Origin of the sequence: Treponema bryantii, assembly GCF_900111035.1 — a bacterium.
GTDB lineage: Bacteria > Spirochaetota > Spirochaetia > Treponematales > Treponemataceae > Treponema_D > Treponema_D bryantii_C.
In genome coordinates, this window is the sequence record NZ_FOFU01000014.1 from 24,322 (window position 1) to 51,297 (window position 26,976).

Annotated in this window: 25 protein-coding genes; 4 read left to right on the top strand and 21 right to left on the bottom strand. The window is 39.9% G+C overall.

Going from position 1 to position 26,976, the window contains the following annotated elements; translation table 11 throughout:
• Positions 1 to 3: 3 nt before the first annotated feature.
• Entirely contained in the window at positions 4 to 3,990 is a 3,987-nt protein-coding gene (locus tag BMY21_RS14970; RefSeq protein ID WP_074645599.1) for a phosphoribosylformylglycinamidine synthase, read from the bottom strand.
• A 46-nt stretch (positions 3,991 to 4,036) separates the two neighbouring features.
• Here BMY21_RS14970 and BMY21_RS14975 point away from each other — a divergent pair, with 46 nt between their 5' ends.
• The 3 genes from BMY21_RS14975 to creD all read left to right on the top strand — a co-directional run bounded on the left by BMY21_RS14975 (position 4,037) and on the right by creD (position 7,821).
• A complete protein-coding gene (locus BMY21_RS14975; RefSeq protein WP_074645601.1) occupies positions 4,037 to 4,735 on the top strand; it encodes a response regulator transcription factor in 699 nt (232 codons plus the stop codon).
• Complete coding sequence (locus tag BMY21_RS14980; protein ID WP_074645602.1) at positions 4,732 to 6,387, top strand: sensor histidine kinase; 1,656 nt, start codon at positions 4,732 to 4,734, stop codon at positions 6,385 to 6,387. Before BMY21_RS14975 ends, BMY21_RS14980 begins: the two co-directional genes overlap by 4 nt.
• Before the next feature lie 87 nt (positions 6,388 to 6,474).
• On the top strand, positions 6,475 to 7,821 hold the full coding sequence (creD, locus tag BMY21_RS14985) for a cell envelope integrity protein CreD (protein WP_074645604.1): 1,347 nt from the start codon (positions 6,475 to 6,477) through the stop codon (positions 7,819 to 7,821).
• Between the two features lie 36 nt (positions 7,822 to 7,857).
• Here creD and BMY21_RS14990 read toward each other — a convergent pair whose 3' ends face one another.
• From BMY21_RS14990 to tpiA, 19 genes are all read right to left on the bottom strand, one after another.
• The gene (locus tag BMY21_RS14990; protein ID WP_074645605.1) at positions 7,858 to 9,306 is read right to left on the bottom strand and encodes a Do family serine endopeptidase; all 1,449 of its coding nucleotides are present in this window, start codon (positions 9,304 to 9,306) and stop codon (positions 7,858 to 7,860) included.
• A gap of 110 nt (positions 9,307 to 9,416) precedes the next feature.
• Positions 9,417 to 10,175, bottom strand: a complete 759-nt coding sequence (gene map, locus BMY21_RS14995) for a type I methionyl aminopeptidase (RefSeq protein ID WP_074645607.1) — start codon at positions 10,173 to 10,175, stop codon at positions 9,417 to 9,419.
• A gap of 98 nt (positions 10,176 to 10,273) precedes the next feature.
• A complete protein-coding gene (locus BMY21_RS15000) occupies positions 10,274 to 11,029 on the bottom strand; it encodes a J domain-containing protein (RefSeq protein WP_074645609.1) in 756 nt (251 codons plus the stop codon).
• Between the two features lie 9 nt (positions 11,030 to 11,038).
• Positions 11,039 to 11,536, bottom strand: coding sequence for a universal stress protein (locus BMY21_RS15005; protein WP_074645611.1), 498 nt, complete (start codon positions 11,534 to 11,536; stop codon positions 11,039 to 11,041).
• A gap of 23 nt (positions 11,537 to 11,559) precedes the next feature.
• Positions 11,560 to 12,183 (bottom strand): V-type ATP synthase subunit D, encoded by a 624-nt coding sequence (locus BMY21_RS15010; protein WP_074645613.1) that lies wholly within the window; start codon positions 12,181 to 12,183, stop codon positions 11,560 to 11,562.
• Positions 12,183 to 13,562: a V-type ATP synthase subunit B gene (locus BMY21_RS15015; RefSeq protein WP_074645614.1), complete on the bottom strand. Its 1,380-nt coding sequence runs from the start codon at positions 13,560 to 13,562 to the stop codon at positions 12,183 to 12,185. The genes BMY21_RS15010 and BMY21_RS15015 overlap by 1 nt, the downstream gene beginning before the upstream one ends.
• A gap of 84 nt (positions 13,563 to 13,646) precedes the next feature.
• Positions 13,647 to 15,407 (bottom strand): V-type ATP synthase subunit A, encoded by a 1,761-nt coding sequence (locus BMY21_RS15020; protein WP_074645616.1) that lies wholly within the window; start codon positions 15,405 to 15,407, stop codon positions 13,647 to 13,649.
• Positions 15,404 to 16,024, bottom strand: coding sequence for a hypothetical protein (locus BMY21_RS15025; RefSeq protein ID WP_074645618.1), 621 nt, complete (start codon positions 16,022 to 16,024; stop codon positions 15,404 to 15,406). The genes BMY21_RS15020 and BMY21_RS15025 overlap by 4 nt, the downstream gene beginning before the upstream one ends.
• A 1-nt stretch (position 16,025) precedes the next feature.
• On the bottom strand, positions 16,026 to 16,358 hold the full coding sequence (locus tag BMY21_RS15030) for a V-type ATP synthase subunit F (protein WP_074645619.1): 333 nt from the start codon (positions 16,356 to 16,358) through the stop codon (positions 16,026 to 16,028).
• A gap of 15 nt (positions 16,359 to 16,373) precedes the next feature.
• Positions 16,374 to 16,682 carry an ATP synthase subunit C gene (locus BMY21_RS15035; protein ID WP_074645621.1) on the bottom strand — a complete coding sequence of 103 codons (309 nt, stop codon included), beginning with the start codon at positions 16,680 to 16,682 and terminating at the stop codon, positions 16,374 to 16,376.
• Positions 16,683 to 16,697: 15 nt separating this feature from the next.
• Positions 16,698 to 18,695 (bottom strand): V-type ATP synthase subunit I, encoded by a 1,998-nt coding sequence (locus tag BMY21_RS15040; RefSeq protein WP_074645623.1) that lies wholly within the window; start codon positions 18,693 to 18,695, stop codon positions 16,698 to 16,700.
• Entirely contained in the window at positions 18,688 to 19,731 is a 1,044-nt protein-coding gene (locus tag BMY21_RS15045; RefSeq protein WP_074645625.1) for a V0D/AC39 family V-type ATPase subunit, read from the bottom strand. The genes BMY21_RS15040 and BMY21_RS15045 overlap by 8 nt, the downstream gene beginning before the upstream one ends.
• Positions 19,732 to 19,756: 25 nt before the next feature.
• Positions 19,757 to 20,071, bottom strand: a complete 315-nt coding sequence (locus BMY21_RS15050) for a hypothetical protein (protein ID WP_074645627.1) — start codon at positions 20,069 to 20,071, stop codon at positions 19,757 to 19,759.
• Positions 20,072 to 20,110: 39 nt separating this feature from the next.
• Positions 20,111 to 20,581: a PTS sugar transporter subunit IIA gene (locus BMY21_RS15055; protein ID WP_074645629.1), complete on the bottom strand. Its 471-nt coding sequence runs from the start codon at positions 20,579 to 20,581 to the stop codon at positions 20,111 to 20,113.
• A 10-nt stretch (positions 20,582 to 20,591) separates the two neighbouring features.
• Positions 20,592 to 20,924 (bottom strand): preprotein translocase subunit SecG, encoded by a 333-nt coding sequence (secG, locus tag BMY21_RS15060; protein WP_074645631.1) that lies wholly within the window; start codon positions 20,922 to 20,924, stop codon positions 20,592 to 20,594.
• A 138-nt stretch (positions 20,925 to 21,062) separates the two neighbouring features.
• Positions 21,063 to 23,054 carry a hypothetical protein gene (locus BMY21_RS15065; RefSeq protein ID WP_074645634.1) on the bottom strand — a complete coding sequence of 664 codons (1,992 nt, stop codon included), beginning with the start codon at positions 23,052 to 23,054 and terminating at the stop codon, positions 21,063 to 21,065.
• A gap of 17 nt (positions 23,055 to 23,071) precedes the next feature.
• Positions 23,072 to 23,524, bottom strand: a complete 453-nt coding sequence (locus BMY21_RS15070; protein WP_074645636.1) for a hypothetical protein — start codon at positions 23,522 to 23,524, stop codon at positions 23,072 to 23,074.
• On the bottom strand, positions 23,521 to 25,071 hold the full coding sequence (locus tag BMY21_RS15075) for a WD40 repeat domain-containing protein (RefSeq protein WP_074645638.1): 1,551 nt from the start codon (positions 25,069 to 25,071) through the stop codon (positions 23,521 to 23,523). The genes BMY21_RS15070 and BMY21_RS15075 overlap by 4 nt, the downstream gene beginning before the upstream one ends.
• Positions 25,072 to 25,301: 230 nt before the next feature.
• Positions 25,302 to 26,051 (bottom strand): triose-phosphate isomerase, encoded by a 750-nt coding sequence (gene tpiA, locus BMY21_RS15080; RefSeq protein ID WP_022931260.1) that lies wholly within the window; start codon positions 26,049 to 26,051, stop codon positions 25,302 to 25,304.
• Positions 26,052 to 26,192: 141 nt separating this feature from the next.
• Between tpiA and BMY21_RS15085 the strand changes: the two genes are divergently transcribed.
• On the top strand, positions 26,193 to 26,621 hold the full coding sequence (locus tag BMY21_RS15085; RefSeq protein WP_074645641.1) for a hypothetical protein: 429 nt from the start codon (positions 26,193 to 26,195) through the stop codon (positions 26,619 to 26,621).
• Positions 26,622 to 26,675: 54 nt separating this feature from the next.
• On the opposite strand, the gene BMY21_RS15090 is transcribed toward BMY21_RS15085, so the two are convergent.
• Positions 26,676 to 26,976 (bottom strand): IS3 family transposase (locus tag BMY21_RS15090; RefSeq protein ID WP_143064247.1); only part of this gene is annotated, 301 nt, incomplete at its 5' end.

Below are 26,976 nucleotides of genomic sequence, written 5' to 3' on the forward strand. Positions count from 1 at the left end.
ATTTTATTTGAAGTAAGAAACTCCGGCAGCAAAGAGGTTTTCGCAGGTAGTTTCGCTTTCGTTTGAAAGTGGATTTCCACCAACGTTCTTGAAAAGGTCGAAGCTTGCGCCGTTGCTTTCCAAACCTACTCCACGTTCTGAGTGTCCCATCTTACCAAGTACGTGTCCGTCTGGAGATGTAATACCTTCGATAGCGAATGCAGATCCGTTTGGATTGTCAGGTTCTGTAATTGCAGGACGTCCAAACTCGTCTACATACTGTGTAAATACCTGACCATTTTCGAACAAGCGTTTTGCTGTAGCTTCATCACAAACAAAGCGGCCTTCACCGTGGCTGATTGCGATAAGGTGATTGCGGCTATCGATTACACTTGGATGCATTGCCCAAGGAGATGTAGCACTTACGATGCGAGTACGAACGATGCGACTGATATGGCGGTTGATTCTGTTGTATGTCAAAGTTGGCATATCAGGAGTCATATCGCGGATTTCACCGTATACAGCAAGACCAGTCTTAACAAGTGCCTGGAATCCGTTACAGATACCAAGTACAAGACCATCACGCTTTTTAAGAAGATTCATAACTTCTTCGCTGATGTTTCCAGCTTTGAGTACGTTTGCAATAAACTTTGCAGAACCATCCGGTTCATCACCTGATGAGAATCCGCCACTGAGGGCGAGAATCTGTGCATCACGGAGTTCCTTAGCAAGATTGTCGAGAGACTCAGTAAGCTGAGCCTGTGTGCGGTTCTGAAGAACTACAATCTTTGTATCTGCACCTGCAAGGTTGAATGCACGAGCCATATCAATTTCACAGTTTGTTCCAGGGAATACCGGGAGCAATACTTTTGGACGGCTTGTCGGCTGAACAAATGCCGGTGCCTTACGGATTTCACTGAGAGATTTATGAACATCAGTTGCCCATGTTGGGAGTTCCGGCTGAAGAGCTGCACCACTTACACGTGGGAATACTTCCTTAAGTTTATCTTCCCAAGAAGCAACACAGTCATCCAGGCTGATTTCTACAGCAGGATTTGTTACTCCACCAAGAGTTGCATTCTTAACAGTAATCTTTTTGTCTGCAACTGTATTTCCGATAAGAGTTACAGTTCCAGCCTTAAGCTCTGTCTTAATCAAATCTTCTGAAGTTTCTACGATGATATTTCCGTAAATTGGAACAAAGAGACCAGCGAGGTTATCTGAACTTCCGGCTACTTCTGGAGCAAGGAGTTCTGCACCAATCATGTTACCCATTGCCATCTTTGTAACTGCTTCTGCAATTCCACCAGGTCCTACAGGGTACATTGCGCTGATTTTTCCAGCCTTATTCAAATCATAAAGTACATCTGAGTTTGCAAGGAAGGTTTCATAATCCGGCTCAAGAAGGTCAGAATATGGAACGCTTACCATATAAATATTGTTTCCGGCAGCTTTGAATGAGCCGCTTACAACATTCTTTGCTTCGTCATGAGTTACGGCAAAGCTTACAAGTGTATGAGGAACGTTGATATCTTCAAAAGTACCAGACATTGAGTCCTTACCACCAATTGAAGCACAACCAGATTCAACCTGTGCATCAACAGAACCAAGCAATGCTGCAGCTGGATATCCCCAGCGCTTTTCGTTTACTGCACGGCCAAAGAATTCCTGGAAGCTGAGGCGTGATGTGCGTGCCTTACCACCAATACAAGTGATTTTTGCAAGTGAGCTCAAAACTGCAGTTTTTGCTCCGTGCCATGGAGACCAGTTTCCAACACGTGGGTCAAAACCGTAAGTCATAAGGCTGGCTGTTGAAGTTTCACGCGGTGTCATTACCGGAATCTTAGCAGACATACCAGCTTCCGGTGTATTTTGATATTTTCCTCCGTATGGGAAGAGAACTGTGCTTGAACCGATAGAACCGTCGAAACGTTCACCAAGTCCACGCTGTGAACAGCAGGCAAGGTCGTTCATATTAGCAAGCCAAGCATCATGGAGGTGATTCTTTACACAACCTTCGCACTTAACAGGCTTATCGAGTTCTGCAGCAACAGACTCGAGAGGGTTCAAAAGTGGAGACTTCTCTGGAGCAGCTGGCTGTTCAATAAGAGCAGTTGCTTCGTGGTGAGCACCAGCGGCATCGAGGAACTCGCGGCCAATGTCTACGATTGTCTTTCCGCGCCACTTCATAACGAGGCGGTTTGTATCTGTAACTGTTGCAACAACAACAGCGTTTAAGTTTTCTTTCTTAGCTTCTTCAATAAAGCGTTCTACATCTGCTTTACGAACAACTACAGCCATACGTTCCTGGCTTTCTGAAATTGCAAGTTCAGTACCATTCAAACCTTCGTACTTCTTTGGAACAGCGTCGAGGTTGATATCAAGTCCAGGTGCAAGCTCACCAACAGCAACTGAAACACCACCTGCACCAAAGTCGTTACAGCGGCGAATCATAAGGCTTACTTCTTTGTTGCGGAAGAGACGCTGAATCTTTCTCTCTTCTACAGCATTACCCTTCTGAACTTCGGCAGCAGCAGTTGTAACAGATTTTACAGTATGAACTTTTGAAGAACCTGTTGCACCACCAATACCATCACGACCGGTTCCACCACCAAGAAGAATGATGATGTCGCCCGGCTCTGGACGTTCACGGATAACTGTATCTACAGGAGCTGCAGCAATTACAGCACCAAGCTCCATACGTTTTGCGGCATAGCCCGGGTGATAGATTTCTTCTACCTGACCGGTTGTAAGACCAATCTGGTTACCGTAGCTTGAGAATCCCTGAGCAGCTTCACGGCAGAGCTTAATCTGTGGAAGCTTACCCTTCATAGTTGCAGACAAAGGAACTGTAGGATCTGCAGCACCAGTAATACGCATTGACTGGTAAACCCAGGAACGTCCAGAAAGCGGGTCACGGATAGCACCACCAAGACAAGTTGCAGCGCCACCAAATGGTTCAATTTCTGTAGGATGGTTATGAGTTTCATTTTTGAACATCATAAGCCAGCGTTCTGTGGCTTTAGGATCATCAGCTGCCAATGGCTTACCATTTTCATCAGCTGTGTAATGTACGTCTATATAAACCGAACATGCATTGTTTTCTTCAGAAACTTCCATATCTTCAAGCTTTCCGTGCTTTTTAAGATACTTCATTCCGATTACTGCCATATCCATAAGGCAGACTGGCTTGTCGGTACGGCCGGCATACATTTCTGTACGCATAGCCTGATAGTTTTCAAGAGATTTTTTGAAGAGAGGTGCATAAGGACCGTCTTCAATTTTGATATCTTTAAGTTCTGTAAGGAATGTTGTGTGGCGGCAGTGGTCTGACCAGTAAGTGTCGAGAACACGGATTTCAGTCTCAACAGGGTCGCGGCCTTCGCCCTTAAAATAATCCTGAAGGAAGAGGATATCAGCATGATCCATAGCAAGGCCCATCTTGTTACGGTATGCTTCAATTTCTTCATCATTCATCTTGATAAAGCCTTCTACAACTGGAATATCAGCAGGCTCTTCAACATGCATTTTTAATGTTTCAGGTTTTGTATCATCAGTAAGGCGGGAATCAACAGGGTTGATTAAGTAGTTCTGTATTTTTTTAATTTCTTCGTTGCTTACATCGCCTTCAAGAACAACGATTTTTGCACAACGAACAACTGGTGGCTCAGTGAGAGTTTTTACACCCTTAAGACCTGCGCGCAAAAGTGAAAGACACTGCTCAGCAGAGTCGGCACGCTGGTCATACTGTCCAGGAAGGAACTCCCAGATGATTTCTTTTCCGCTGTGCTCAGGCAACTTTTCTGTAAAAACAAAGTCGCTCTGTGGCTCAGAGAAAATGCGTGTTGCAGCAATTTTTGCAACTTCATCACTTACATTTTCAATGTCGTAGCGGTTGAAATAACGAACTGCCTTAACTCCGGCAATTCCCAAAAATCCATTGATTTCAGAAAGATAACGGCGAGCCTCGTTTTCAAAACCAGGTCTGCGTTCAACATATAAACGATACATAACGCGATTATAGCAAAAAATCACGGGATAGACTATACTTTTTAATATGTTGATTGCAGTTGTTGATGATGAGAAAAATATCAGGATGGCAGTTTGTACAGCTTTGAAAAAAGAAGGCTTTTCTGTAATTGAATTCGAAAACGGAAAAGATGCTTTTGAAGCGCAAAATGAACAACCTGCACTTTATATTTTAGACATCATGATGCCTGTAATGGATGGAATAACACTGCTTCGCAGCCTTCGCGAGAATGGCAATAAAACTCCAGTTATGTTCCTCACTTCTAAGGATGATGAATTTGATAAGATTTTAGGACTTGAGCTTGGAGCCGATGATTATCTTTGCAAACCTTTTTCCATGCGTGAGTTGATTACCCGAGTAAAAGTAATTCTGCGCAGAACAGGAGCAGCCACAACTTCAGAATTAGAAAATCAGCATGAAGAAAAAATTCCTTCCCTGAAAGCTGGAAATATTACGATTTTTCCTTCATCCTATACAGCAGAAAAAAACGGCACTCCCCTGCAGCTTACAATAACAGAATTCCGGCTTCTTAAAACCTTTGCAGAAAATCCCGATGCAGCCCTTACCCGCGACCAGCTTATTTCTGCCGCTTACCCGGAAGATACCTATCTCAATGACCGCGCCGTAGACTGCCACATAAAAAGACTTAGAAAAAAGATTGGCAGTGACTGCATAGAAACAATTTACGGTCTTGGTTACCGTTTTAATTCGGAATCAGCAAAATGAAAAAACTAAGACTAAGATTTCCTATAAATATTCAGATTTCCATATTTCTTATTCTCGTTGCCTTTATTCCTGTAGCTGCAATGATGATGCTTAAAACCTACGAAAGCCAGATGCTTACAATGATGGAAAATTCAAATGTTCAGCAGGCAAGAATAATTTCTGCAAGTCTGGAACTTACAATATCAGATTCAGAAGAAACACAGATAAACAGAACTACTTCAAAACAGCTCTTACAGAATATGAATGGTAAATTTGATGCCAGAATTAGGATTCTTTCTAAGGCTGGAGAATTGCTTGCAGACTCAAGTACACTTGAACTTGAAAATACCGAAAACTCACAGAGTGAACAGGCATATAGTTCCCGACTCAATTCCTTGTCCATCAATAACGAAAAAACTGCAGCAAATGATACTTTTATCTATAAGCTTTTTTCTATTCCAATTCGCATCTACAGAAAACTAAAACCACCGGCAGCAAACTTTACCAGCGCAGATTTTTATTCCGGCAAAATTATTTATGATGGTGAAGAAGTAAAAGCCGCACAGCAGGGCCGATATGGAGCAAAGACAAGAATCTCTGGAGGTGGACAGGTTTCTGTCACACTCTACTCTGCAATGCCGGTTTTCAAAGATAATGAAGTAATTGGAATTGTTCTGGTTTCACGTTCCACATGGAGAATTCTGCAGAATCTTTATGAACTAAGAATAGATCTTGCAAAGGTCTTCCTCTGGTCTTTAGTTTTTATTCTGATTATTGCAGTTTTCCTTACTTTCCGCATCAGTGTGCCATTGAAGAAACTTGCCCGCCAGACCTCAGAATGTGCAGATAAAAAAGGCCGTATTGATGCAGCAGTTGTTGAAAAGTTTACAGGCTTAAAACGCAAAGATGAAATTGGAGATTTGAGCCGTTCATTTAAAACCCTGATAAAAAAACTGGATTCAAAAATTCACTATACACAGGCTTTTGCCTCTGATGTTAATCATGAGTTCAAAAATCCTCTGGCAGCAATCCGTTCTTCAATTGATATTCTAAAAGATTCTTCGGATGAAAAAGAAAAAGAAGAATTTACACAGGCTATTGTTGATGAAGTAAATCATCTTGAACATCTTTTAAACGGTGTTCGTGGCATCTCTAAAATTGAAGGAGCAGAACTTCCTAAAGAAAATCTTCCTATAAAAACTTTTACCCAGAATATTGCTGATTCTATTTTGAAAAATAATCCTGATGTAAGATTTGAACTGCAAATTAACACAAAGACAGATACTATTCTGCTTGAACCAGACTATTACGAAAGGATTCTTTCAAACCTGATTGAAAATGCAGCAGGTTTTGCAAAACACATCCGTGTTATTATAGAAACAAGCTCTTCCACAAAAACAAATCAGACTCTTGTAATAAAAGTAGCTGATAATGGGCCAGGAATTTCAGAAGAAAACATTTCTAAAATTTTTGACAGGTTTTATTCAAATCGTTCCCAGCCACTAACAGATTCAAAAAACAAGATTGCACACACTGGACTTGGACTTTCTATTGTAAAAGCTATCTGTGATGAAATGGAAGGTGAAATTAGTGTAAGCCGCGACAGTGAACTTGGCGGTGCACTTTTTGAAATCAAACTGCCATTCACAGTTTCTAAAAAATCAGAAAAATAACACATTTTTGCCATAATTCTGACACAATTGTTTTCTATGATTTTCTCATAAAACAAAGGCCTTAAGAGGTCTTACAAGGAGATTATTATGGAAAACCAGAATCAAAAACTTAATCAGAATCACCAGATAGCAGCGTTGACTAAAAGTGATGAAAAACAAAAACGCAAAATCTTTGGAGGAATCGGCTTTAAGCTGATTTTCATTTCTCTGATTATTATTGCCCTTTTAATAGGACTTGGCTTTATTAAGGGCCAACTTTCTGACAGGGAATACACTTATAAAAATGCAAAGTATCAGATTTCTGAATCCGCCGGTTCAAATCTGTATTTTAAGGGGCCTTATATTGCTATTCCATTCACAAGAACTATAGAAGAATTTGTTTACAGAGATGGTAAGCAATTCAAAGAAAAGAAAATTGCAGAAGAAGGCTGGCATATTATCGCTTCAGATTCTGTAAATATTGAAGCAAAACTTGATTCAGAAGCACGCTATCTTGGAATATATTCAACTCCAATATACACAGGTAATGCTTCTATATATGCAGTGTTTGATCCTAAAGAACTGATAGAAAATGACGGCATTTCATACAAAAAAGATGAAGCAGTTTTATACATGCAGCTATTAAACTCTTCTGTATTAAATAATCCCGTATTCAAAATAAATGAAAAAGATTTTAATTCTGATTTATTTACTATTGATGGAAAAATCGGTATTGGTACAAAGATAAATTATGATTCGGAAAAACTAATCTTAAAGACCAATATTGGATTAAGGGGTGCAGAACAGTTTACTTACGGAATTTCTTCTAAGCAGACAAAACTGAATCTTGCATGTGACTGGACTTCTCCGGGCTTTACAGGATTTTCTTACCTTCCGGATAAACACGAAATTACAGATACTGGCTTTACTGCACAGTGGAGCATTCCTTTTGGCTCTGATAAAACCACTCAGACAATAGGCTTCTCATTTATTGAACCAGTAAATCTTTATCAGAAGCTGCACCGAGCAACAAAATACGGCTTCCTGTTCATTATTGTTCCTTTCCTTGTACTCTTTCTTTTTGAAATTTTTGCAAAGATTACATTACATCCTGTACATTATCTGCTTTCAGGTGCAGCATGTGTTTTATTCTTCCTGATTTTGCTGGCCCTTTCTGAACATATCCCTTTTGGTGCGGGATATTTAATTGGTGCTGTTACTGCAGGTCTTACAGTTTCGCTTTATATATCTTCTGTAACAAAACGTTTTGGACTTGGCGGAATTATGATGGCTATGTTTACAGTGCTGTATTCATACCTTTTCTTTTCACTTCGTTCGGAAGATTACGCACTGCTGTTTGGAGCATTCTTTGCATTCGCAGTTGTAGCTGCACTTATGTTCCTTACAAGAAAAATTGACTGGTATAATTTGAAAAATAAAAAGACTGAAAATTAAAAAAAAGGCGTTGCAAAGCAACGCCTTTTTCAGATTTTAGAATCTGTAAGTTCCAGTGGTAATTGTGCCGCCGTTTGAATAAATATCGAAGTTTACAGACTTCTGGGCAGCAGCGAGTTCTTCGTAGAATTCGGCAAGGTTCGTAACCTTTTTGCCGTTTACAGCTGTAATTACATCACCGTTCTGGATACGGAGGCTTGCTGCAGGAGATTTTTCTTCTACATTAGTTGCAATTACACCCTTAACTTTCTTATCGTCAATCTTGAGCTGATCACGGGCTTTATCTGTAAGAGGACTAGCAACAAAACCTGGCCACATCTTACTGTTATTGATATCGTTCTCGTTTGCACGCTCTTCAATCTTCACGATGATATCTGAAACCTTTTTACCACCACGGATAACAGTAAAGTTTGCAGTTGCACCTGCTTCAAGGCTTCCAATATCGCGAACAAGCTGATTAGTTGTCTTTACTTTCTTACCATTTACTTCTGTAATGAAATCACCTGGTTTAATTCCACCCTTGAAGGCTGGAGAATTAGTGAATACTTCGGCAGCAAAAGCACCTTCGATTCCATTTACACCAAGTTCATCTTTGTATTCAACAGGTATATCAAGAAGTGAAACACCTACCCAGCCATAAACAACCTTACCCTTCTTGATGAAAGAATCAATTGCACTCTTAAGATTGTTGATTGGAATAGCAAAACCAAGACCTACTGAACCACCAGAAGAAGAAGCAATCCATGTATTGATACCAATTACTTCACCATAAATGTTTACAAGTGGACCACCAGAGTTACCCTGGTTAATTGCTGCATCTGTCTGAATATAATCACTGATTGCAGACATATGGCTTTCTGAACGACCAACAGCACTTACAATACCCTGTGTAACAGACTGGCTGTATCCAAGAGGTGCACCAAATGCCATACAGATATCACCTGGCTGAACCTTATCTGAATCACCAAGCTTTGCAACAGGAATTGAACTGTCCTTTGATTCAAAAGAAACAAGTGCAACATCGATACGACTGTCTGCACCTACGAGCTTTCCTTCGAACTCACGGCCATCATTAAGTTTAATACTGATTTTTGTAGCAGAACCAGCTACGTGATTATTTGTAAGTACATAGAAAGTATTTCCGGTTTTTCTTACGATTACACCGGAACCGAGACCTTTTGATTCATACTCACGCTGATTTTTCTTTTCATTATCATCGCCATTTTTTTCTCTTGGATTTCCAAAGAAGAATTCAAATGGATTTGACATTCCGCCAAACGGATCTGTATAAGTCTTTGTTTCAGTAACATCAACTTCTACAACTGCCGGAAGCATTGCGTTACTTATTGAACGGAAAGAATTTTGTAAAGCTTCAATAACACTTATAGACGGATCTCCTGGTCTTTTTGGAGGATCTGCAAAAAGTGATGTGGTAAGAAGAAGCAGCATTGAGGCAGCTGCCAATACCTTTGTAATTTTTTTCATTTATTTTATCTCCTCAAAGTTTCAATTATCTTTAAAAGCGCTTACGTTAAATATAACGAAAATTTTGAGAAAAGGTAACATAAATGTTTTCTTATTTTTGACGGATGGTGTTAGTTCTTGTAATCCAGTGCAGTGAGAACTTCAGTGTGGTCTTCGAATACTGCAACTGTATGTTCTTCGTGACAGCTTACCTTTCCGTCTGCTGTATAAATTGTCCAGCCATCATCACCCTGTTCAACATCAGGAACTCCAAGGTTAATCATTGGTTCAATTGCAAGTACCATTCCCGGTTTAATTCTTGGATTAGCACCATGGAAAGGACAGTTAGGAACACTTGGATCTTCATGAACATCAAGCCCTACTCCATGACCACAGAAATCATAAACTACGCCATAGCCGTTGCGGTCTGCAATTTCGTAAACTGCATTTGCAATGTCGCTGATGCGGTTACCAACTACACATGCTGCAATTCCTGCGCGAAGGCATTCTTCTGTAACTTGCTGAAGCTTTTTAACTTTAGGATTTACGTTTCCAATCAGAAGTGAGTGAGTTGTATCGCTGATGTATCCGTCCATATCAATTCCAACATCAATACTTACAAGGTCACCGTCTTTAATGATGTGCTTCTTTGAAGGAACTCCGTGGATAACCTCATTATTTATACTGATACAGGTAGCGCCAGGAAAATCTTCACGCCACCAGGCAGGCTTTCCACCGTGTGAAAGCATATAATCTTTGAACAGGTCATCAACCTGTTTTGTAGACATTCCAGCTTTTACCATTGGAATGAGTTCATTGAACATGTCTGCTGTAATGTGACATACCTTACGGATGCCGGCGATTTGTTCTTCTGTCTTCAAAATAATCATAATAACGTGTCCTTTGTGATGAATATAACACTTTTGATATATTATGGCTAGAGATTTGTTAGGATAAACTATCAATTATTTTAGTAGTTTCAAAAGACTCAACCACCGTATTTTTCAGCTTCTCTTAAACAAATCTCCGCAGTACTAAAATCTCCGAGACGGCGGTATTCTTCGCTCATTTTTCGCAGGAAGAAAGCGTCATTCTTTGGTCCTAAGTTCAAGTCTAAGGCGCGTTCGTAAACATCCAGTGCAAGCTCATCTGAAATTACACAATCAATGTTTCGTTTGAGGATGTTGAGTGTAAACTCAATTACTTCCGGGAAGAATATATAGAAATACTGGTAGGAATATTCCATCTGAATAATCTGTTCCAGAAGGATAATGGCATCGTAGTATTCACCACGGATTACAAGTTCTTCTGCAAGAATGTAGCCGTAATCCATAAAGTCTTCACGTGTAAACCATTTCTTAAGGGAAAAATCAGCATGATTCATCTGCATACGTTTGAACTCTGCTACAGCTTCATCTTCCTTCTGATGCATGAGAGTGTAAAAAATCAATTTAGCACGGCTTTCTTCATCTTCGCGGGCTTTGAGCCAGTCATAGTAATTAAATGTATCTGCGTTTTTATATGAACGTTTGATTTTAATAAAGAAAGATTCATCAAAAATTGAACGCTGGCGTACATCTGAAAGAACACGGTAAGCCTGCACTACTTCGTTGAATTCATCACGATGTGTAGGATCACCAGAAAGGTCTGGATGCAGGAGTTTTACTTTTTCACGATAAGAGCGTTTAATTTCGGCAAGGGTTGCGTTGTGGCGTACACCTAGAATCTTGTAAAAATCTTTCATTACAATTTTTTAGAATATTTTGAAGATTTTTTCAATATCAGGCTTCTGAATAATCATTACAGGAACTTTTGAATGAGCAAGAACTTCATTCTGATCAGTTGAAAGTACATTTCTTTTTAAATTATGCTGATTTTCGTCTTTTTCGTTTCCACCAAGAATGATGAGGTCAGCTTCATATTCATCTGCCGCGCGCAAAATTTCCGTAAAAACTCCACCACTCCGCAGCTCCGTCTCACACTTTAATCCCTTAGAGCCGGCAAGCATCTGCGCATAAGCAAGATAACGTTCGCCATCTTCCTTAAGACGCTCTTCGTAATCATAGCGCTCATCTGAAACCAGGAACTTATTCATGGAAAGATACTTAACAGTAGCAGTGTCTACTACGTAAATAAATTTTATGGAAATATTGTAAGTACGGGCCATCATAATTGCGTACATCGATGAGTGAACCGATGAACGGTGGCCGTTTACAGCGACAATCATTTTTTTGAAAAAAGACTTTCCCATTGGCTTTATTTTACCACACCTTTTTAATTCTTACTATTTTTTTTCTTCAATGCCTTAAGAACAAAGACATTCTCGCGATCGCGCTCTTCAAGAGCACTTTCAATATAAGCCTTAGTCTCCCGCGCCTGCGGAATAATCATCTTATCAAGCGCATTTACACGGCGCTGAGTTTTACGGACCTCTTCAGCAAGTCGCCAGACTATCGTTCTTATCGACGCCATTTGCGTAAGCAGAAGCAGCAGTTCAAAAAAACTGTTGATTGTGGCATCCATATTTGCATCAGTACCGACAAAAGAATAGAACAATTCCTTTTCCGGCATAATAACATCGATAGTCGGAAATGACATACCACCGATATTTACACGCTTTTCCGTAAAATCAAAATCATAATGAACTGCATGAGAAATACGTTCAATCTGATCTGCACCGTCAATCATAAGCATGCGCTTAAAAGCCGGATAAGCCTTTGCAACAGCTTCATCAATATCCTTTTCCAGAAGCTTTACGCGTTCAACAAGATGCATAAGCTCGCGGACAAGGATTTCACGTTTTTCTTCGAGGAGCTCGTAGCCGTTTGTTGAAACTGCAAGCTGCTCTTTCATAGCGAGAAGGTTTGATTTTGTCGGTGCAATATTTAACCGTGCCACTACTCAGTCTCCGGCAGATACTTTTCGATGAATTCAGGTCTAATTCTTGTGAGTTCTTCTTTTGGAAGTTCGGCAAGAATTTTCCAGCCGATATCGAGAGTCTGTTCAATTGTGCGGTCTTCGTATTCACCCTGTGCAAAGAACTCTTCTTCAAGGCGTTTTCCAAAATGAAGGTATGCACGGTCGAGTTCGCTCAATTCTTCTTCACCAATAATGGCAGCAAGGTTACGGATAGACTTTACCTTCGAGTACGAAGCAAAGAGCTGACTTGAAACATTAGCGTGGTCTTCGCGTGTCATATCTGGGCCAATACCGTCTTTCATAAGACGGCTGAGGCTTGGAAGACCGCTAACCGGAGGATAGATTCCTTCCTGGAAAAGTTCACGACCAAGTACAATCTGACCTTCGGTAATGTATCCTGTAAGGTCTGGAATAGGATGAGAAATATCATCATTTGGCATTGTGAGGATTGGAATCTGTGTGATTGAACCTTCACTACCCTTTACACGGCCGGCGCGCTCGTAGAGTTCGGCAAGGTCTGAATAAAGATATCCAGGGTAACCCTTACGACCAGGAACTTCTCCACGGGTTGTAGAGATTTCACGAAGAGCCTCACAGTAGTTTGTCATATCTGTAAGTACAACAAGTACGTGCATTCCTTTTTCAAATGCAAGATATTCTGCAGCAGTAAGTGCACAGCGTGGAGTAATAATACGTTCAATAGAAGGAGCGTCGGCAAGGCTCTGGAACATAACTACGTTTGCAAGTACACCAGACTCTTCAAAAGTGTCTACGAAGAATTTTGCAACGTCGTATTTAATACCCATGCCGGCAAAAACCATTACGAACTTTTCGTCTGAGTTACGAAGTTTTGCCTGGCGGATAATCTGAGCGGCAAGCTTGTTATGAGGAAGACCGTTTCCAGAGAAAATCGGCAGCTTCTGTCCGCGTACCAGAGAGTTCATTCCATCAATTGAAGAAATACCTGTCTGAATAAAGTCTCTTGGATAAATACGCGCATATGGATTCATTGGGTTTCCGTTGACATTGCGCTTTTCGCTGCTTATGATTTCCGGGTAGCCGTCGATCGGTTTTCCAAGTCCGTTGAAAACGCGGCCAAGAAGTCCCTCACCTACACGAAGTTCAAGTGGCTCGTCAAGGAACTCAAAAGTTGCTTCATCGAGGTCGAGACCAGTTGTACTTCCGAAGATCTGAACTACAACTGCTTCTTCAGAAATATCGACAACCTTTCCTGTTCGCTTTTCACCGAGGCGGTCGCGTACACAAACGGTCTCATTATAAAAAACATTTTCGGTGCGTTTGAGGACAACGATTGGTCCGTCTACAGAAGTAACACCACGATATTCTATTCCCTTCATACTACTAACTCCAAGGCGGTAAAGCTAAAAATTGCTTCCGCAATTTTTTTAACGCTTTGCTATTTATCACCGGCCGCCAGCGGCCTATCTCAGATACATTCGCTCAACTTCACTCATCTGCGAATCAAGACGAGTTTTGATTTCGTTGATTTTGTCCATTTCTTCGTTTTTGTAAACCATTTTGATGCGGACAATTTCATCACAAACTGGAAGAGCTACAACCTGTGTAAGAGGAGCACCAGCCTTTATGCAGGCAGCAGCTCTCTTATAATATTCCATCATCAGTTCAAGAATCGCAATCTGCTTATCTGTTGAACAGTATTTATCAATATCATCAAAAGCATTCTGCTGAAGGAAGCCGTTCTTTATCATTTCTGCTACGCGCAAAACAAGGCGTTCTGCATCCGGCAGTGCATCTGGTCCGATAAGGCGGACAATCTGCTGAAGTCTGTTTTCATTTTTCAAAAGCTCAAGAGCTTCCTGACGCAAAGTTCCCCAGAGAGGATTATGAACTTCCCACCAGTCCTGAACTTCTGAAGCATATTCTGAGTATGAATCAATCCAGCCGATAGCAGGATAGTGACGTGAGTTTGCAAGTTCGCGGTCCAAAGCCCAGAAACAGCGGATAAAGCGTTTTGTATGCTGAGTAACAGGCTCAGAGAAGTCACCACCCGGAGGCGAAACCGCACCAATAACTGATACTGATCCTTCCTGTCCTTCAAGACTGATTACACGGCCGGCACGTTCATAGAACGAAGCAAGACGGGTTGGAAGGTATGCAGGGAATCCTTCTTCGGCAGGCATCTCTTCCATACGGCCAGAAAGTTCACGGAGAGCTTCAGCCCAGCGGGAAGTTGAGTCTGCCATGATTGCAACATGCATACCCATATCGCGGAAGTATTCTGCAAGTGTGATTCCCGAATAAAGGGAAACTTCACGGGCAGCTACCGGCATATTAGAAGTATTTGCGATGAGGATTGTTCGTTCCATGATAGAACGACCAGTGCGTGGGTCAATAAGTTCAGGGAACTCTGTGAGTACCTCTGTCATTTCGTTACCGCGTTCACCACATCCGATATATACGATTAAGTCTGCATCACACCATTTTGCAACGGCATGCTGAGTCATTGTTTTTCCAGTTCCAAAGCCGCCAGGAATAGCAGCTGTACCACCCTTCGAAAGTGGGAAGAAAACATCGATTACACGCTGACCTGTAATAAGTGGTTCTGTAACACCAAGCTTCTGGCTGTAAGGACGAGGCTTACGAACAGGCCAGTACTGAGCAAGCTGAATCTCTTCATCAAGTTCAGTTACGGCAATTACGTCGTTTACTGTGTAGTCGCCTGTTCCCTTAAAAATCTTAAGTGAGCGGCCACGTACAGTTGGAGGTACCATAATTTTTTCTGTGATGGACTGAGTTTCTTTTACAGTTCCAAGCACCATACCAGGTTTTATAGGTGATCCCTCACCTACAGCATCACAGGCATCAAAATGCCATACCTTAGTTTCGTCCAGAGGCTGAGTGCGTTCACCTGGCAGTAAGAATCCGCCGGAATGTTCATACATTGCCTGAAGAGGACGCTGAATACCATCATAAATATTTCCAACAACACCAGGTCCGAGGCGCAAAGAAAGAGGACGCTGTGTACACACAACCTTTTCACCGATGTGCATACCAGTATCTTCCTCGTAAACCTGAATTGTGGCATTTCCTTTATTCTGACGGATGATTTCACCAATCAGTTTTTTTTCACCTACATCAACTACGTCGTAAAGACCGCAGCCGTCGAGTCCTTCTGCATAAACGATAGGACCTGAAATGCGGGTAATTTTTCCTTCTATCATAAATCACCTCCAAACAAGGTGGTTGAAAGCTCTGCTCTGTTAGTATCAAGAAGCTTTTCAATTACTTCATTTATTGTAAGCCGGCGGCGGAACTTTTTATCTTCTGATTCAAGAATCATTCCTTCTGGTTTTGAAAGGCCTAAATCTTCCTCAAGTACAAAAGCTCCGAACTTAGTTTCAGAGCAGGAAAGCAGTTTATCTCCAAGTTTTTTTGAAAGGAACTTCTTTGCGGCATCAGGCGAAAATCCATAAACATAAGCATTAACCTTATGTTCTGTTTTAAAATCAAAATTGCGTGAAGCCAGTTCAAGTCTTTTTTCTTCTGAAAGTCCTTCCAGATATTTATTGATATTCTGAATAATTGCATTCTGAATAAAAGAAACCTTAAAACGTTCTTTTTCAAGTGGAACAACAGCTTTTCTGTCTGTCTCAAAAGAATTAAGCTTATTATTGAAGAAAGCTTTTTTCTCGTCTGCTGCTTTCTGAATATCAGCTTCAACAGATGCTATAAGAGTTTCACAGTCGCGGTCGGCCTTCTGGAGCATACGCTCTGCTTTCTTGCGCGCATCCGCCTGAATCTCTTTATCCAAAATATCTGTAGATCGTAATTCCTGCATTCTAAACCTCAACACCCACGGCTTCTTTAATTGCATCAGAAAGGGTCTTTTTACCCTTTAGATGTCCGTTTAAGCCGGGCACTTCTACTATCAGAGGAAATTTTCCTGTTTTCTGCCAGGCGATTTCTTCGTCCTCAATCTGACTTGCGGCCTGTTCTGTTAATATTAGAACACGCGGAATTTCTCCAGACGGAACATTTACAATTCCACCCTTTCCTGTAACACGATTAAACGCATCTAAAACTTCGGCACGGGTTTCGGCAGCAATTCCATCAATTCCAGTCAGTTTAAAGGCAAGGACAATTTCTCGCTCGCCAATAATATAAAATTTCACTTGCGCTTTTTCTGGTTATTTGAACAGAATAAGAACACCTACGAGCATTCCCCAAAGACAAATACCTTCTGCAAGACCAACGAATGGAAGAGCCTTTCCTGAAAGCTCTGGATTCTCGCTCATTGCCCCCATTGCAGCAGCACCAATTTTACCTACAGCCATACCACCAGCAAGACAAGCAAGACCAACGGCAATTGCAGCTGCGAGATATTTGATAGCACCAGCGGCAGCAGCACCACTTGCAGCAGCAGCTTCAGCTTCCTGAGCGAACATTGCAGCGCCCATTCCAAGAATTGTAAGGAAAGAAACGAATCTCTTTTTCATAAAAAAACTCCTATATTATTCGATTTCAAATTTGAAAGGTTTAAATTCTCTACCAGTCTCATGGAAGAACTTGCTGAAGAATTCGTAATACTGAAGACGTATTACCTGAATTGCAACAATCATTCCTTCAAGAACTATAATCAGTGCATTACCTGCAATCAAAACAATGATTCCGCCTATAGTTCCCTGACCACCTACCATTTCGGTGAGAGTCAGAATTGTAAAGTTCAGAACCGCGTGAGAAAGAGCAAATGCGCCGACACGTACAAAACTTACTGTGTTTGAAAGATAGCCTGAAATTACTTCAATCAGCTCAACTGCACCTGAAATGATGTAAGTTCCAAAACCGTTTTCAAACAGAGGCTTTTCATGATTAGCTGCACGCTCAAAAGGTTCTGCAAAGGCAGCAAAGAAAAGCGAAACTAAAATTATGATGATATCGTAGGCAGCAACTGCATGCTTTGCAAGAACAATGCGAAGAACAAGTGCAATTACATACCAGAAGAATACTGCACCAGCAAGTCCGTTTTTACCAAGGAAGGCCTCTGCAAAACACTTGCGGGAAATATTATTGATGATATTCAGTAAAAGTCCACAGGTATTGATTACAAAACCAATTGCAACAGCAACACCAAACACACCAAACATTACATAAATTGATTTAGGATCTGCTGAAGGCATGAGCTTTAAAATTGGAGCACGAGGAGTACCAAACAGACCTGTTACCCACTCTGCAAAAGGTTCAAGAACAGTTTCAGTTCCGAAGAACTCGCCTGTCAAAAGTCCCATAATCGAACTTGAAATACCGATGGCCATAAAAATCGGAGCAAACTTATTCCAGCCTCCCACTTTAATAACATTCAAAGCCATCAGGATTCCGGCAATAAGGAAAACAAGGCCCTGACCACAGTCACCGAACATAATTCCAAAGAGGATTGTAAAGAACACTGCAACAAATGGAGTCGGGTCTATTGCTCCATAAATTGGAGAACCATAAGAGAAAATCATTCTCTCAAAACTCTTTACAAACTTTCCGTGCTGGAGCTTTACAGGAACCTGCTCCTTACCCGACATTACGCTAGGTACTTCAAAAGGTTCATAGGCTCGGATTGCTATACGGCCCTCGGTGAGTTCGTCGAGGCCTTTCATATAATTTTCAGTCTCGGCAGATGGAATCCAGCCGGTGATTCGGTATACGAGCTCGGTAGATTCAAGGCGTGATGTAATTGCTTCAATCTGAACTGCAATTGTAAAACAGCCGAGAAGATGCTCTAACTGAGCTTTATGAGTTTCTGCGAAATTTGCTTTTTCAGTAATCAGTTCTTCAAGAGCCTTATCTGCTTCAGCCTTCTTTTCTTCAAGACCTTTAAGAGCAGACTCGGGCACTCCCTTAAAATCAGAAGGAACTTCCAGCTCTACAAAGTTATGATTCTTAAGCTCTGCATCCAGAGCAAAACGGCCCTTCTTAGAAGAAGCAACGAGAACATGAGAAGAATCATTTCCAAGTTTAATAACAACAGCAGAACCTTCAAGACGATCCTTCAAATCTTCATACTGATTTTCCGGAATACGACCAATTCTCAAAGACAAGAATGAAAGGTGTTCAAGTTCAGAATAAGAAACCTTAAGATTTGAAAAAGCCTGAGCCTCTTTATAAGCATCGTTTACTTTATGAGCTTCATCTGTAGCTTCTGCGATTCTTGTTTTAAGGTCTGTAAAAGCAGCAATTAAATCTGCAGCCTTTTTACGGTCTTCATCACGAGGAGCGCTGCAATCTTTTATTCCCTTAAATTCTCCTTCATAACCAAGCTCTGTATATGCCTTAGTAAGGCTCTCATAAAACTGAGAATCAATATTCAAAGTTTCTTCGTTAGCAGATTCACCTGAAGAAGAATCTTTCAACTTTGTCTGAAACTGGAAATTTTCTTTTTTACCTATGTATTCGATTACAGATGAAATATCATTCTTAAGAACCATAAGCTCAAGAAGCTTCATCTCTGCTGTTCTAGCCATTCACTCCTCCTTGCGGCTGACCTGCATCGTAAAGACCGACTGCATCCATAGCCTCTTCGGGATTCACATTTAATCTTATACTTTCAACAGCTGTACGTATACAGCTTAATTCAAAATTCTTCATTTTATACCAGCCGATAATCGAGCATGGATCATTAGGGAACTGGTAAAAAAGCTTACTTGCTTTTCTGTTGATTTCCATGCGGTTACGGCGTTCAATCCAGATTGGATCTATCTGCCATACCTGTCCATCCACATGAGGATTTACAAGTGACGCATATTTCCAGTTACTCCAAGGTTCATATTCATCAAGCGGCCAGTCCAAGATTTTAAGGGCAGGAGCTGCGACCGGGTCTGAATGACCTGGCTTATCTGTAACATAAATCAGATTGCTGATAATATCTTTATTCTTCATATTGTAGAAAAGTCTTAAGCGTAATACCCAGACAATATTCTTAATGATGAATTCCTGACGATAAATATCCAGCAGTGCCTCGCTTGCCTCTCCTTTTTCACTCTGAGCAGAATCCCACAAATGCCGGCATACCTGAATATCAATTTTGAATTCAAGTTTCTGCTGTTCATGAATTGCTGGTATTTTATTATACCATGAAAAAACTGTTCCTTTTGTGATTTTTTTTATATCAGGCCATGCTTTACTATTCAAAGAAGAATATTTTCCTAAATCTATGAGCTTTGGACAATTCTGCTCACCTTTACAAAGAGAAGCACCTATTTCCTTAAGATTTTCACCTTCAAAAAGCAAAAGCTGATTTATAAGGACTGGTTCAGGCTTATCGTAGGCATCAATAAATTTAATATAACTTGTAATAAAATCAGAAAAAGCTTTCTCTTCAATCTGCTGAGAAAGCAAAACTTCTGGAACAAGCGGAGGCTGTGTTTTAAAAAGAAGTGTCCACAACTCTCCAAGGCTTTTAGCATTGAAAAGCTGATATGCACGTTTTGCAGTAAAAGATTTTCCTAAGATTCCGTTGGCTTTAGCAAAAACAAAGGCATCTGCACCACTCTTATCCATAACGGTACTCCCGAATCAGACCTGCTTATGAAAAAATAAGCTTGTCCAGCAGCGATGAAAAAGCCTCGGAATTTTGAGGTTTTGCAGCGAAAGACTCCTTATAAGTCTCTATATCTTTATTATATTTATCTTCGATTTGTTTATGATTATTCTGATATTCAGATTCAAGTTTTGAAGCCACTTCATCATAACGGGCTTTGTATTCTGAATTATATTTTGCGCGGGCTTGTGAGAGGCGTCTCTCTGCTTCCATTGCTGCGTCATTTATAAGCATCGACGCATTTTTTTCTACTTCAAGCAGATGATTGATGGCATCAATTTCAGTATTGTTTTCAGCCATATTACACGCCTCCTAAAACGGTAGTTGGACTTATTGAAACTACATTTCCATAGACTCTATAAGTTCATAAACTTCCTGCGAAGTTTTTGCCTGTAAAACATTTTTTACAAAATCTGGATTACTAACTAATTGAAGTATATCACGAAGCACATCCAGATGTGTTTGTGTATCTTTTTCTTCAAAAAGAATTTCAAAAATAACATTTACTACAGGATGTTCAGGATTAGTCTCTGGTTCAGGAGATTCAAATTCGATTCCCTGACGGCTGATTCCTATCGCAACCAGAGTGTCCCCCGCAGAACTGCATAATGCATGGGGAACCGCAACGTAAGGAAATACAGCAGTACTCATCTTCTCTTCCCTTGTAATAAGGGCATTCATTGCTTCCTTTCTGTTTAATTCAGGATGCTTAGCAACCAGAACTTCCAGAAGCTCTGCAAAAGATTCTTCTTTTTCTGAACTTTCCAGAGCAACCTTAATTGAAGAAGGAGTGATGAAACTGCTGAGCATTCAACGCCTCTTATTCAGCAGCTTCTGATTCAGTCCACCAATCGCTTGCTGCAGATTCAGAAGCAGTATCAGTAGCTTCAACTGATGTAGGAACGAGCTCCTTATCAAGCTTTGGCTTTTTGTTTACAAGAGCAAGGCCCAAAGAAAGAGCAAAGAACAAGAAAACCAATACGAAAGTTGTTTTGGTAAGAACACTTCCAGAATGAGAACCGAATGCAGCAGTTCCACGACCGCCAAGAAGTCCCATTCCGTTTTCACCGTCGTCCTGAATTGAAACAAGCAAAACCAGCAAAAGACAAACGATTACAAAAAATACCAGAAGAACAACACCAATTGTACCCATAATTTATTTCTCCAAAAATTTTTAATCAAATAAAGTGTATTATATTTTAGTGAAAACCGGGGTGTTCGTCAATTGTTAAATCCCCATTAAAAAAAGAGGTCGCCGTAAGACAACCTCTTTTTTTAGCCTTTATAAGGATTATCTTTCAAGATTAAGGGTGAATGTAAGATTATAAGTCTTATTTTCTTTCTCTCCGGCAAGATGTGCTTCAACCATTACCGGATAGATTCCTGAATCAGAATTTGAAACATTCCATTCATACTTAACTTCTTCACCAGCTGCAAATTTGCATTTTCCTGAACTTACTTCAGTATTACCCTTTGGAGATTTGATAATTACCTTTATCCAGTCGATTCTTGCAGTATCATCTGGATGCTGACTTACTGTATTATCAATAGCTGCTGTAATCTTAAATTTCTCATTTGATGAAACATTAACTTTTGTATTCTTAACATCTTCTGTTCCTGTTCCATAATAAGCAGAAGCTGTAATTTCAAAGTATTTATCATCAATTGTCTTTATAATTGTTGTTGATACATCAAAATCAGCAATAACATCAATTCCGGCAAAAGTGATTACATCATCATCTGCAATTGCACTACCGTTAGCTTTCTTCCATGCACTAAACGGATAATCATTTTTTACAAGTTTATTTGTCTCAGATGAGATAGGAAGCTTTGCTTTAAGAACTGTATCCAATTTCTTTGCAGCATCATTTGCATATGAATAAATATCATCATATACAATATAATCTTCTCCATCATAAGGTACAAAAGTTGTATTCTTTTTAAGTGACAATAAACCGCCGTTAAGGAAATAATCAATTACAAAACGGTTTATCTTCTTTGAATCTTCATTTGTAATAAATGTTGCACCAGTAGGAGCAGCAGTTTCACCAGTTGCTACAGTTTCTGCTCCATTACGAGGACAAGGATTTACACCCTCTTCATCTGTATCAAAGTCAGACAATCCTACAAAGTTTTGAGTCTGGATTGCAAAATCAAAAATCTTTCCGAATGGAAGCTTAACACTTGCAGTCTTAGAAGAAGCACGCAGAGATCCACCGGCATACATATCACTTTCATAGAAAACTTCGCGTTTATCTGTTGCAACAGCAGGATCAGCAGCTTCTACGCCAAGAACTTTATATGTATGACCTGTTGTATCAGTTTCATCATCATATTCAGTTACTGTAAGCACAAAGTTTTCTTCATTGCTTGAATTATCAGACCAGGTAAGAATTACTGTATATCCATCTTCATCTTCAGAACCTGTTTTCAAATATGCACGAAGTTTATCTGGTGATGCAGGTTTCTGGTTAATAATTTCACCACAGGTAATATCAGTTTTACTTGTCAATCGCCCAGGTGCAACTACTACTGTATCTTCCCAGTAACCAACCTGTTTAGCATCTGCCTGCTTTGTTGCTACATCATCATAGAATCTGATCTGGAAAGAATAGCGGCCAGGCGCTACAGTTGAAGCTGTGAATGCAAAACTAAGAGCAGCAGTTGTATTAGTTTTTGTTTCAGCTACAGTATCATCAGTCTTTGGATATTTTAATTCTCCAGTAGTTCGATCATAAAGGCCAGCTTTATATGACTTTGCAATTTTCTGTGCGTCACTATAAGTTCCTCCAAGGGATACACTACCAACTGTATCAACGCCATCTGTTTTCAATGTAAAACTTACAGAAGACTGTGCAGATCTTAACACAACATAACTTTTTCCCTGCAAAAGCAGTTTATTTTCTGCATCTCTTGCTTCCAAAGTAAGTTCCCATGAACCATATGGAATACTTGCTTTAAGAGTATCATCAAGTTCGATTCCTGAACCATTTGTACCAAGCTGAGCACCTGTAGTCTCAGATACGCCTTTTAAAACATACGTTTTAATTGTTGTTGTATCACCCTCTAAAGTCACTGGACTAATAGTTCTTGAACCATTTTTCTTAATAGAAAATGAAGGAACCTCTTCTTTCCCAGTTTTTACACTAATACTCAAACGACATACATCATTTGAATAACCTTCGGCATCAACAGTTGCATTATTTGTGTTGAGGCCTGAACAACCTGCTAACAACATTACAGCTGAAGCAGCCAGTAAGAAACATTTCATCAGTTTCTTCATTTTTTTCTCCTCCAATGTCAGTCCTTAGCTGACTTTTGTATTATTATGACAGATTTATCTATATACTCTGTAACATTACCTTTATCATCTGTAACTGTCACAGTAAGTACCAGGTCATTCTCTTCCCGAACCTTAAAAGGTCCTGGAGTTTCGTAATATAAGAATCTTTCTTCACTTAATGGCGGATTATACGGAGTACCATCATCTTTTATATAAACCCATGAATATGAGTCGCCCCCTTCAGGAGCTTCAAGACTTAAATACATACCTTCTGGAATCGTATATGCAGCCAGTAACATTTCTGCAGGATTAAAATCAGGATCTTTTACAGAATAAGCTTCAGCACTCATCTGCTCAGGAAGGAAATACTTTCGATTAAAACTATCAATCATACTGTCATAAGAGTTATTACAAGCTGCAAAATAAAACAGAGAACAGATTATCAGAAATATTTTCAAAGTTTTTTTCATTTTTTTGCTCCCCATTTAAATATACAGCCTGCATATATTGAAGGACTTACTTTTCCGACTGTATCGTATTCACAGTTAATATCAAACACAAAACCTTTGATCTGCATTCCTGCCCCAATACTCATGAAAAATGCATAATATGGAGTATCCAATACAGATCCATTACTTGTAATCATAGCCAGAGCAGCAATTTTCATTCCTGCTTTGAAATTTGTAAGGATATAAACATCATTATCCCATGGAGAAAATACATATCCGACAGGAACATAAGCTCCAGCAGATAATAATTCAGGAGGATTTATCTGCTGCTCACCAATCTTATAACTTGCAGGAAAATCTTTTCCGGGAAAACCAACACTGCAAAACATCCCCCCTCCAATAAAGAAAGGTGCAATAGCATCAGAATATAAATACTCCCCTCTTAAATTCGCAGAAATCAAATACGGTTTATTCAGATAATTTGCACCAGCAGAAATTGAAAAACTCTGGAATCGATTTGCATAAACATTCCCAGTCCCAGTCATTGTTGAATCAGTTACAAGCATAGATGTATCATCCATGTATGGATGAGGTTCTAATAAAGTCACTTTTCCATCTGCAAAACCTGCATACATTACATCAGTCCTTAGTGAAAATTCAAAACTTGTAAATTCTGAGTCAGAAGAAACAGATGTAACAGAAACAGGTCTTCTGGAAGAAATGCTGTAAACCATTACTTCATTCTTATCATTTCTGACAGCTATAAGGTCGGGATCTTTTAGAGGCTTAATTGCTGTAATTGGGCGGCCTGCTAAAATAGAATAAAGAGTATTACCAGAGAAATCTGAAATACGGAAGGTATTTCTTCCTTCAAGACTGACTATGTATACTGAATCTTCTGTAAAACAGACTGGGACCCGGGCTCGTGCATAAACACCAGTAATTCTGGTAATAAGAGAGCTGGTATAACTGTTCCAGATATAAGCGATTCCATCTGTTGAGACAGTTGCAAGATATTCACCGTTCCTGCTGAATTCAAGTCCGAAAACAGGTGCTTTATGGGTTGTAATTGAATGAGAAATTGAGCCGGCAGTAACACGCAGACGGAAATGAACCTGAACTGTATTGTCATTAAATGAAGCCGCTACATAATCTGAATTGTTACTGAAAGAAACTGCTGTCAAGGATTTTTTACCGGTTTTATCTGCACAGTCAGCATAAAAATAAGGCTCGCCATCTTCATAATGCCACTGACCGTCAGAATAATAGAACTTTCTTACTATATACTGGCCGTCTTTTGTCATTACGGCAAAGTATTTACTATCACCTTCTTCATAAAATGACATTTTTGAAACTTTTTCATCATATAATTCGCAAATCTGTGAATAATCTGACAAGTCATAAACAATTATACTGCTGTTATCACTAACTGAAAGAAGGGAGCCTGAGGAATCCTCAGAAATCTGAACAATTCGCCCGTCACGAACTGGAAACTGTTGTGCAAAAATAGCCGGAAATTTAAAAAAAGAAAGAAAAATAAATGTAACTGCAAGATATATTTTCTTCATAACTCAATCCGACAAAAATTAAAAAGAATAATCTAAGTCAGAAATTTATCACGAAAATAAATGCTTGTAGTCAGTAACAACGCATAAAAAACGATGAATTTTTCACAAGACTATAATAGTAAATCCGTTAAAAAAAAGAGCTGCACCAGCAGCTCTTTATAGGATTATCGAAAAAAAAAGGATCAGAGGCAAACTGTGCTTGCCGACCTTTAGTATTTTTCGAAATATAATTAGAGTACGCAGATAGGTACAAAAGTTTCAGCCTTCAAGCTTGCACCACCGATAAGACCACCGTCGATATCTGGCTGTGCGAGGAGCTCTGGAGCGTTAGAAGCTTTCATAGATCCACCGTACTGGATGATTACTTCATCAGCAACCTTCTGGTTGTAGAGTTTTGCAATGTAACCGCGGATAAACTTGTGGATAGCCTGAGCGTCATCTGGAGTAGCTGTTTTACCAGTACCGATAGCCCAAACTGGTTCGTAAGCGATTGTTACGTTCTTCATCTGTTCTTCTGTTACACCAGCAAGACCTGCAGAAAGCTGGAATGCACAAACCTGCTCTGCTTCACCAGCTTCGCGTTCGCTCAAAAGTTCTCCGATACAAAGGTCAACTTCGAGACCACTTGCAAGAGCCTTGCGAACCTTCTTGTTGATAAGTTCATCAGACTCACCAATTTCGTGGCGGCGCTCTGAGTGTCCGAGGATTACACACTGACATCCGATATCCTTGAGCATAGCGCAAGAAACTTCACCTGTGTGAGCTCCGTTATCTGTAGCAGCACAGTCCTGAGCTGCGAGAATGATGTTTGATCCCTTTACAACCTGAGCTACTGCATCAAGGTATACAAAAGGAACACCAATCATATATTTGTTTGTTTTACCCTTCAACTGTTCAACAAGGTCTTTTGCGAGAGCAACCGCCTCAGCCTTAGTTGTGTTCATTTTCCAGTTTCCAGCGATATAATGTGTACGTGCCATAAAAACTCCTTATAGACTTCTATATAAATGCATTTTAGTAAATTTGACAGGGAGTTTCAATGGTGAAAAAAAAAGTGATAGCGTTACTATCAGATATATGATATAATGAATTAGTTATATATTAAATATAAGGAGGCTTATATGGCTTGTTTTACCGCGCCTTTAGCAGAAGCAATTGTAACAAGTGTAATCAAACACACTGCATTAAAAGATAAACCTGAATGGAAAAACCGTATCTCAGTTCTTCAGCAGATGCTTTATGGAGGAAGTGTAATTCTCGCCGCAGAACACATTTATCATGGCGAAGTTACTTTCTATCCGCCATTCCTTACTGCACTTAAAACTCCAGAAGATACAGCAGTTATGCTTCACGAAATTGCAACAGTAGGAACAACAATGTCTGTTGTTGTTACTGCAGTCTGGGGAATTATATGTTATTTCGCATGGAAAAAATCACAGAAATCTGAAAGTGAAATAAAAAAAGCAGGCCGTTTTAGACCTGCCTTACGAGTTGTACTAGGTACAGCCCTTATGTTTTCAGTAGATATACTGTTTGCCGCACTGGCATAAAAGAATCCCCGGTCAAAATGATATGTACCCAAAATTCTGGACACATATTATGAACTAGGCGGAACGAATGGATGCTTCCCTGTATTTTACAGGAGGCATCCATTTTGTTTTAACCTGTATTCGCTTGTTGTTATAATAATCTATATATTCTGCGATTGCTACAGAAAACTCTTCAAAAGATTTAAAATCCCTTTCATGACCATAATATAATTCATTCTTTATTCGACCAAAAAATGTTTCCATAATGCAGTTGTCATAGCAGTTTCCTTTACGAGACATAGATTGTATAATCCCATGTTTAGTCAGAGCCGTTCTATAATAAATATGTTGATACTGCCAGCCTTGGTCAGAATGA

Bases quoted from the DNA above. Each gene is read 5' to 3' on its own strand.
- BMY21_RS14970 (WP_074645599.1), bottom strand. From the start codon at position 3,990: ATGTATCGTTTATATGTTGAACGCAGACCTGGTTTTGAAAACGAGGCT.
- BMY21_RS14975 (WP_074645601.1), top strand. From the start codon at position 4,037: ATGTTGATTGCAGTTGTTGATGATGAGAAAAATATCAGGATGGCAGTT.
- BMY21_RS14980 (WP_074645602.1), top strand. From the start codon at position 4,732: ATGAAAAAACTAAGACTAAGATTTCCTATAAATATTCAGATTTCCATA.
- creD (WP_074645604.1), top strand. From the start codon at position 6,475: ATGGAAAACCAGAATCAAAAACTTAATCAGAATCACCAGATAGCAGCG.
- BMY21_RS14990 (WP_074645605.1), bottom strand. From the start codon at position 9,306: ATGAAAAAAATTACAAAGGTATTGGCAGCTGCCTCAATGCTGCTTCTT.
- map (WP_074645607.1), bottom strand. From the start codon at position 10,175: ATGATTATTTTGAAGACAGAAGAACAAATCGCCGGCATCCGTAAGGTA.
- BMY21_RS15000 (WP_074645609.1), bottom strand. From the start codon at position 11,029: ATGAAAGATTTTTACAAGATTCTAGGTGTACGCCACAACGCAACCCTT.
- BMY21_RS15005 (WP_074645611.1), bottom strand. From the start codon at position 11,536: ATGGGAAAGTCTTTTTTCAAAAAAATGATTGTCGCTGTAAACGGCCAC.
- BMY21_RS15015 (WP_074645614.1), bottom strand. From the start codon at position 13,562: ATGAAGGGAATAGAATATCGTGGTGTTACTTCTGTAGACGGACCAATC.
- BMY21_RS15020 (WP_074645616.1), bottom strand. From the start codon at position 15,407: ATGATAGAAGGAAAAATTACCCGCATTTCAGGTCCTATCGTTTATGCA.
- BMY21_RS15025 (WP_074645618.1), bottom strand. From the start codon at position 16,024: ATGCAGGAATTACGATCTACAGATATTTTGGATAAAGAGATTCAGGCG.
- BMY21_RS15035 (WP_074645621.1), bottom strand. From the start codon at position 16,682: ATGAAAAAGAGATTCGTTTCTTTCCTTACAATTCTTGGAATGGGCGCT.
- BMY21_RS15040 (WP_074645623.1), bottom strand. From the start codon at position 18,695: ATGGCTAGAACAGCAGAGATGAAGCTTCTTGAGCTTATGGTTCTTAAG.
- BMY21_RS15045 (WP_074645625.1), bottom strand. From the start codon at position 19,731: ATGGATAAGAGTGGTGCAGATGCCTTTGTTTTTGCTAAAGCCAACGGA.
- BMY21_RS15050 (WP_074645627.1), bottom strand. From the start codon at position 20,071: ATGGCTGAAAACAATACTGAAATTGATGCCATCAATCATCTGCTTGAA.
- BMY21_RS15055 (WP_074645629.1), bottom strand. From the start codon at position 20,581: ATGCTCAGCAGTTTCATCACTCCTTCTTCAATTAAGGTTGCTCTGGAA.
- secG (WP_074645631.1), bottom strand. From the start codon at position 20,924: ATGGGTACAATTGGTGTTGTTCTTCTGGTATTTTTTGTAATCGTTTGT.
- BMY21_RS15065 (WP_074645634.1), bottom strand. From the start codon at position 23,054: ATGAAGAAACTGATGAAATGTTTCTTACTGGCTGCTTCAGCTGTAATG.
- BMY21_RS15070 (WP_074645636.1), bottom strand. From the start codon at position 23,524: ATGAAAAAAACTTTGAAAATATTTCTGATAATCTGTTCTCTGTTTTAT.
- BMY21_RS15075 (WP_074645638.1), bottom strand. From the start codon at position 25,071: ATGAAGAAAATATATCTTGCAGTTACATTTATTTTTCTTTCTTTTTTT.
- tpiA (WP_022931260.1), bottom strand. From the start codon at position 26,051: ATGGCACGTACACATTATATCGCTGGAAACTGGAAAATGAACACAACT.
- BMY21_RS15085 (WP_074645641.1), top strand. From the start codon at position 26,193: ATGGCTTGTTTTACCGCGCCTTTAGCAGAAGCAATTGTAACAAGTGTA.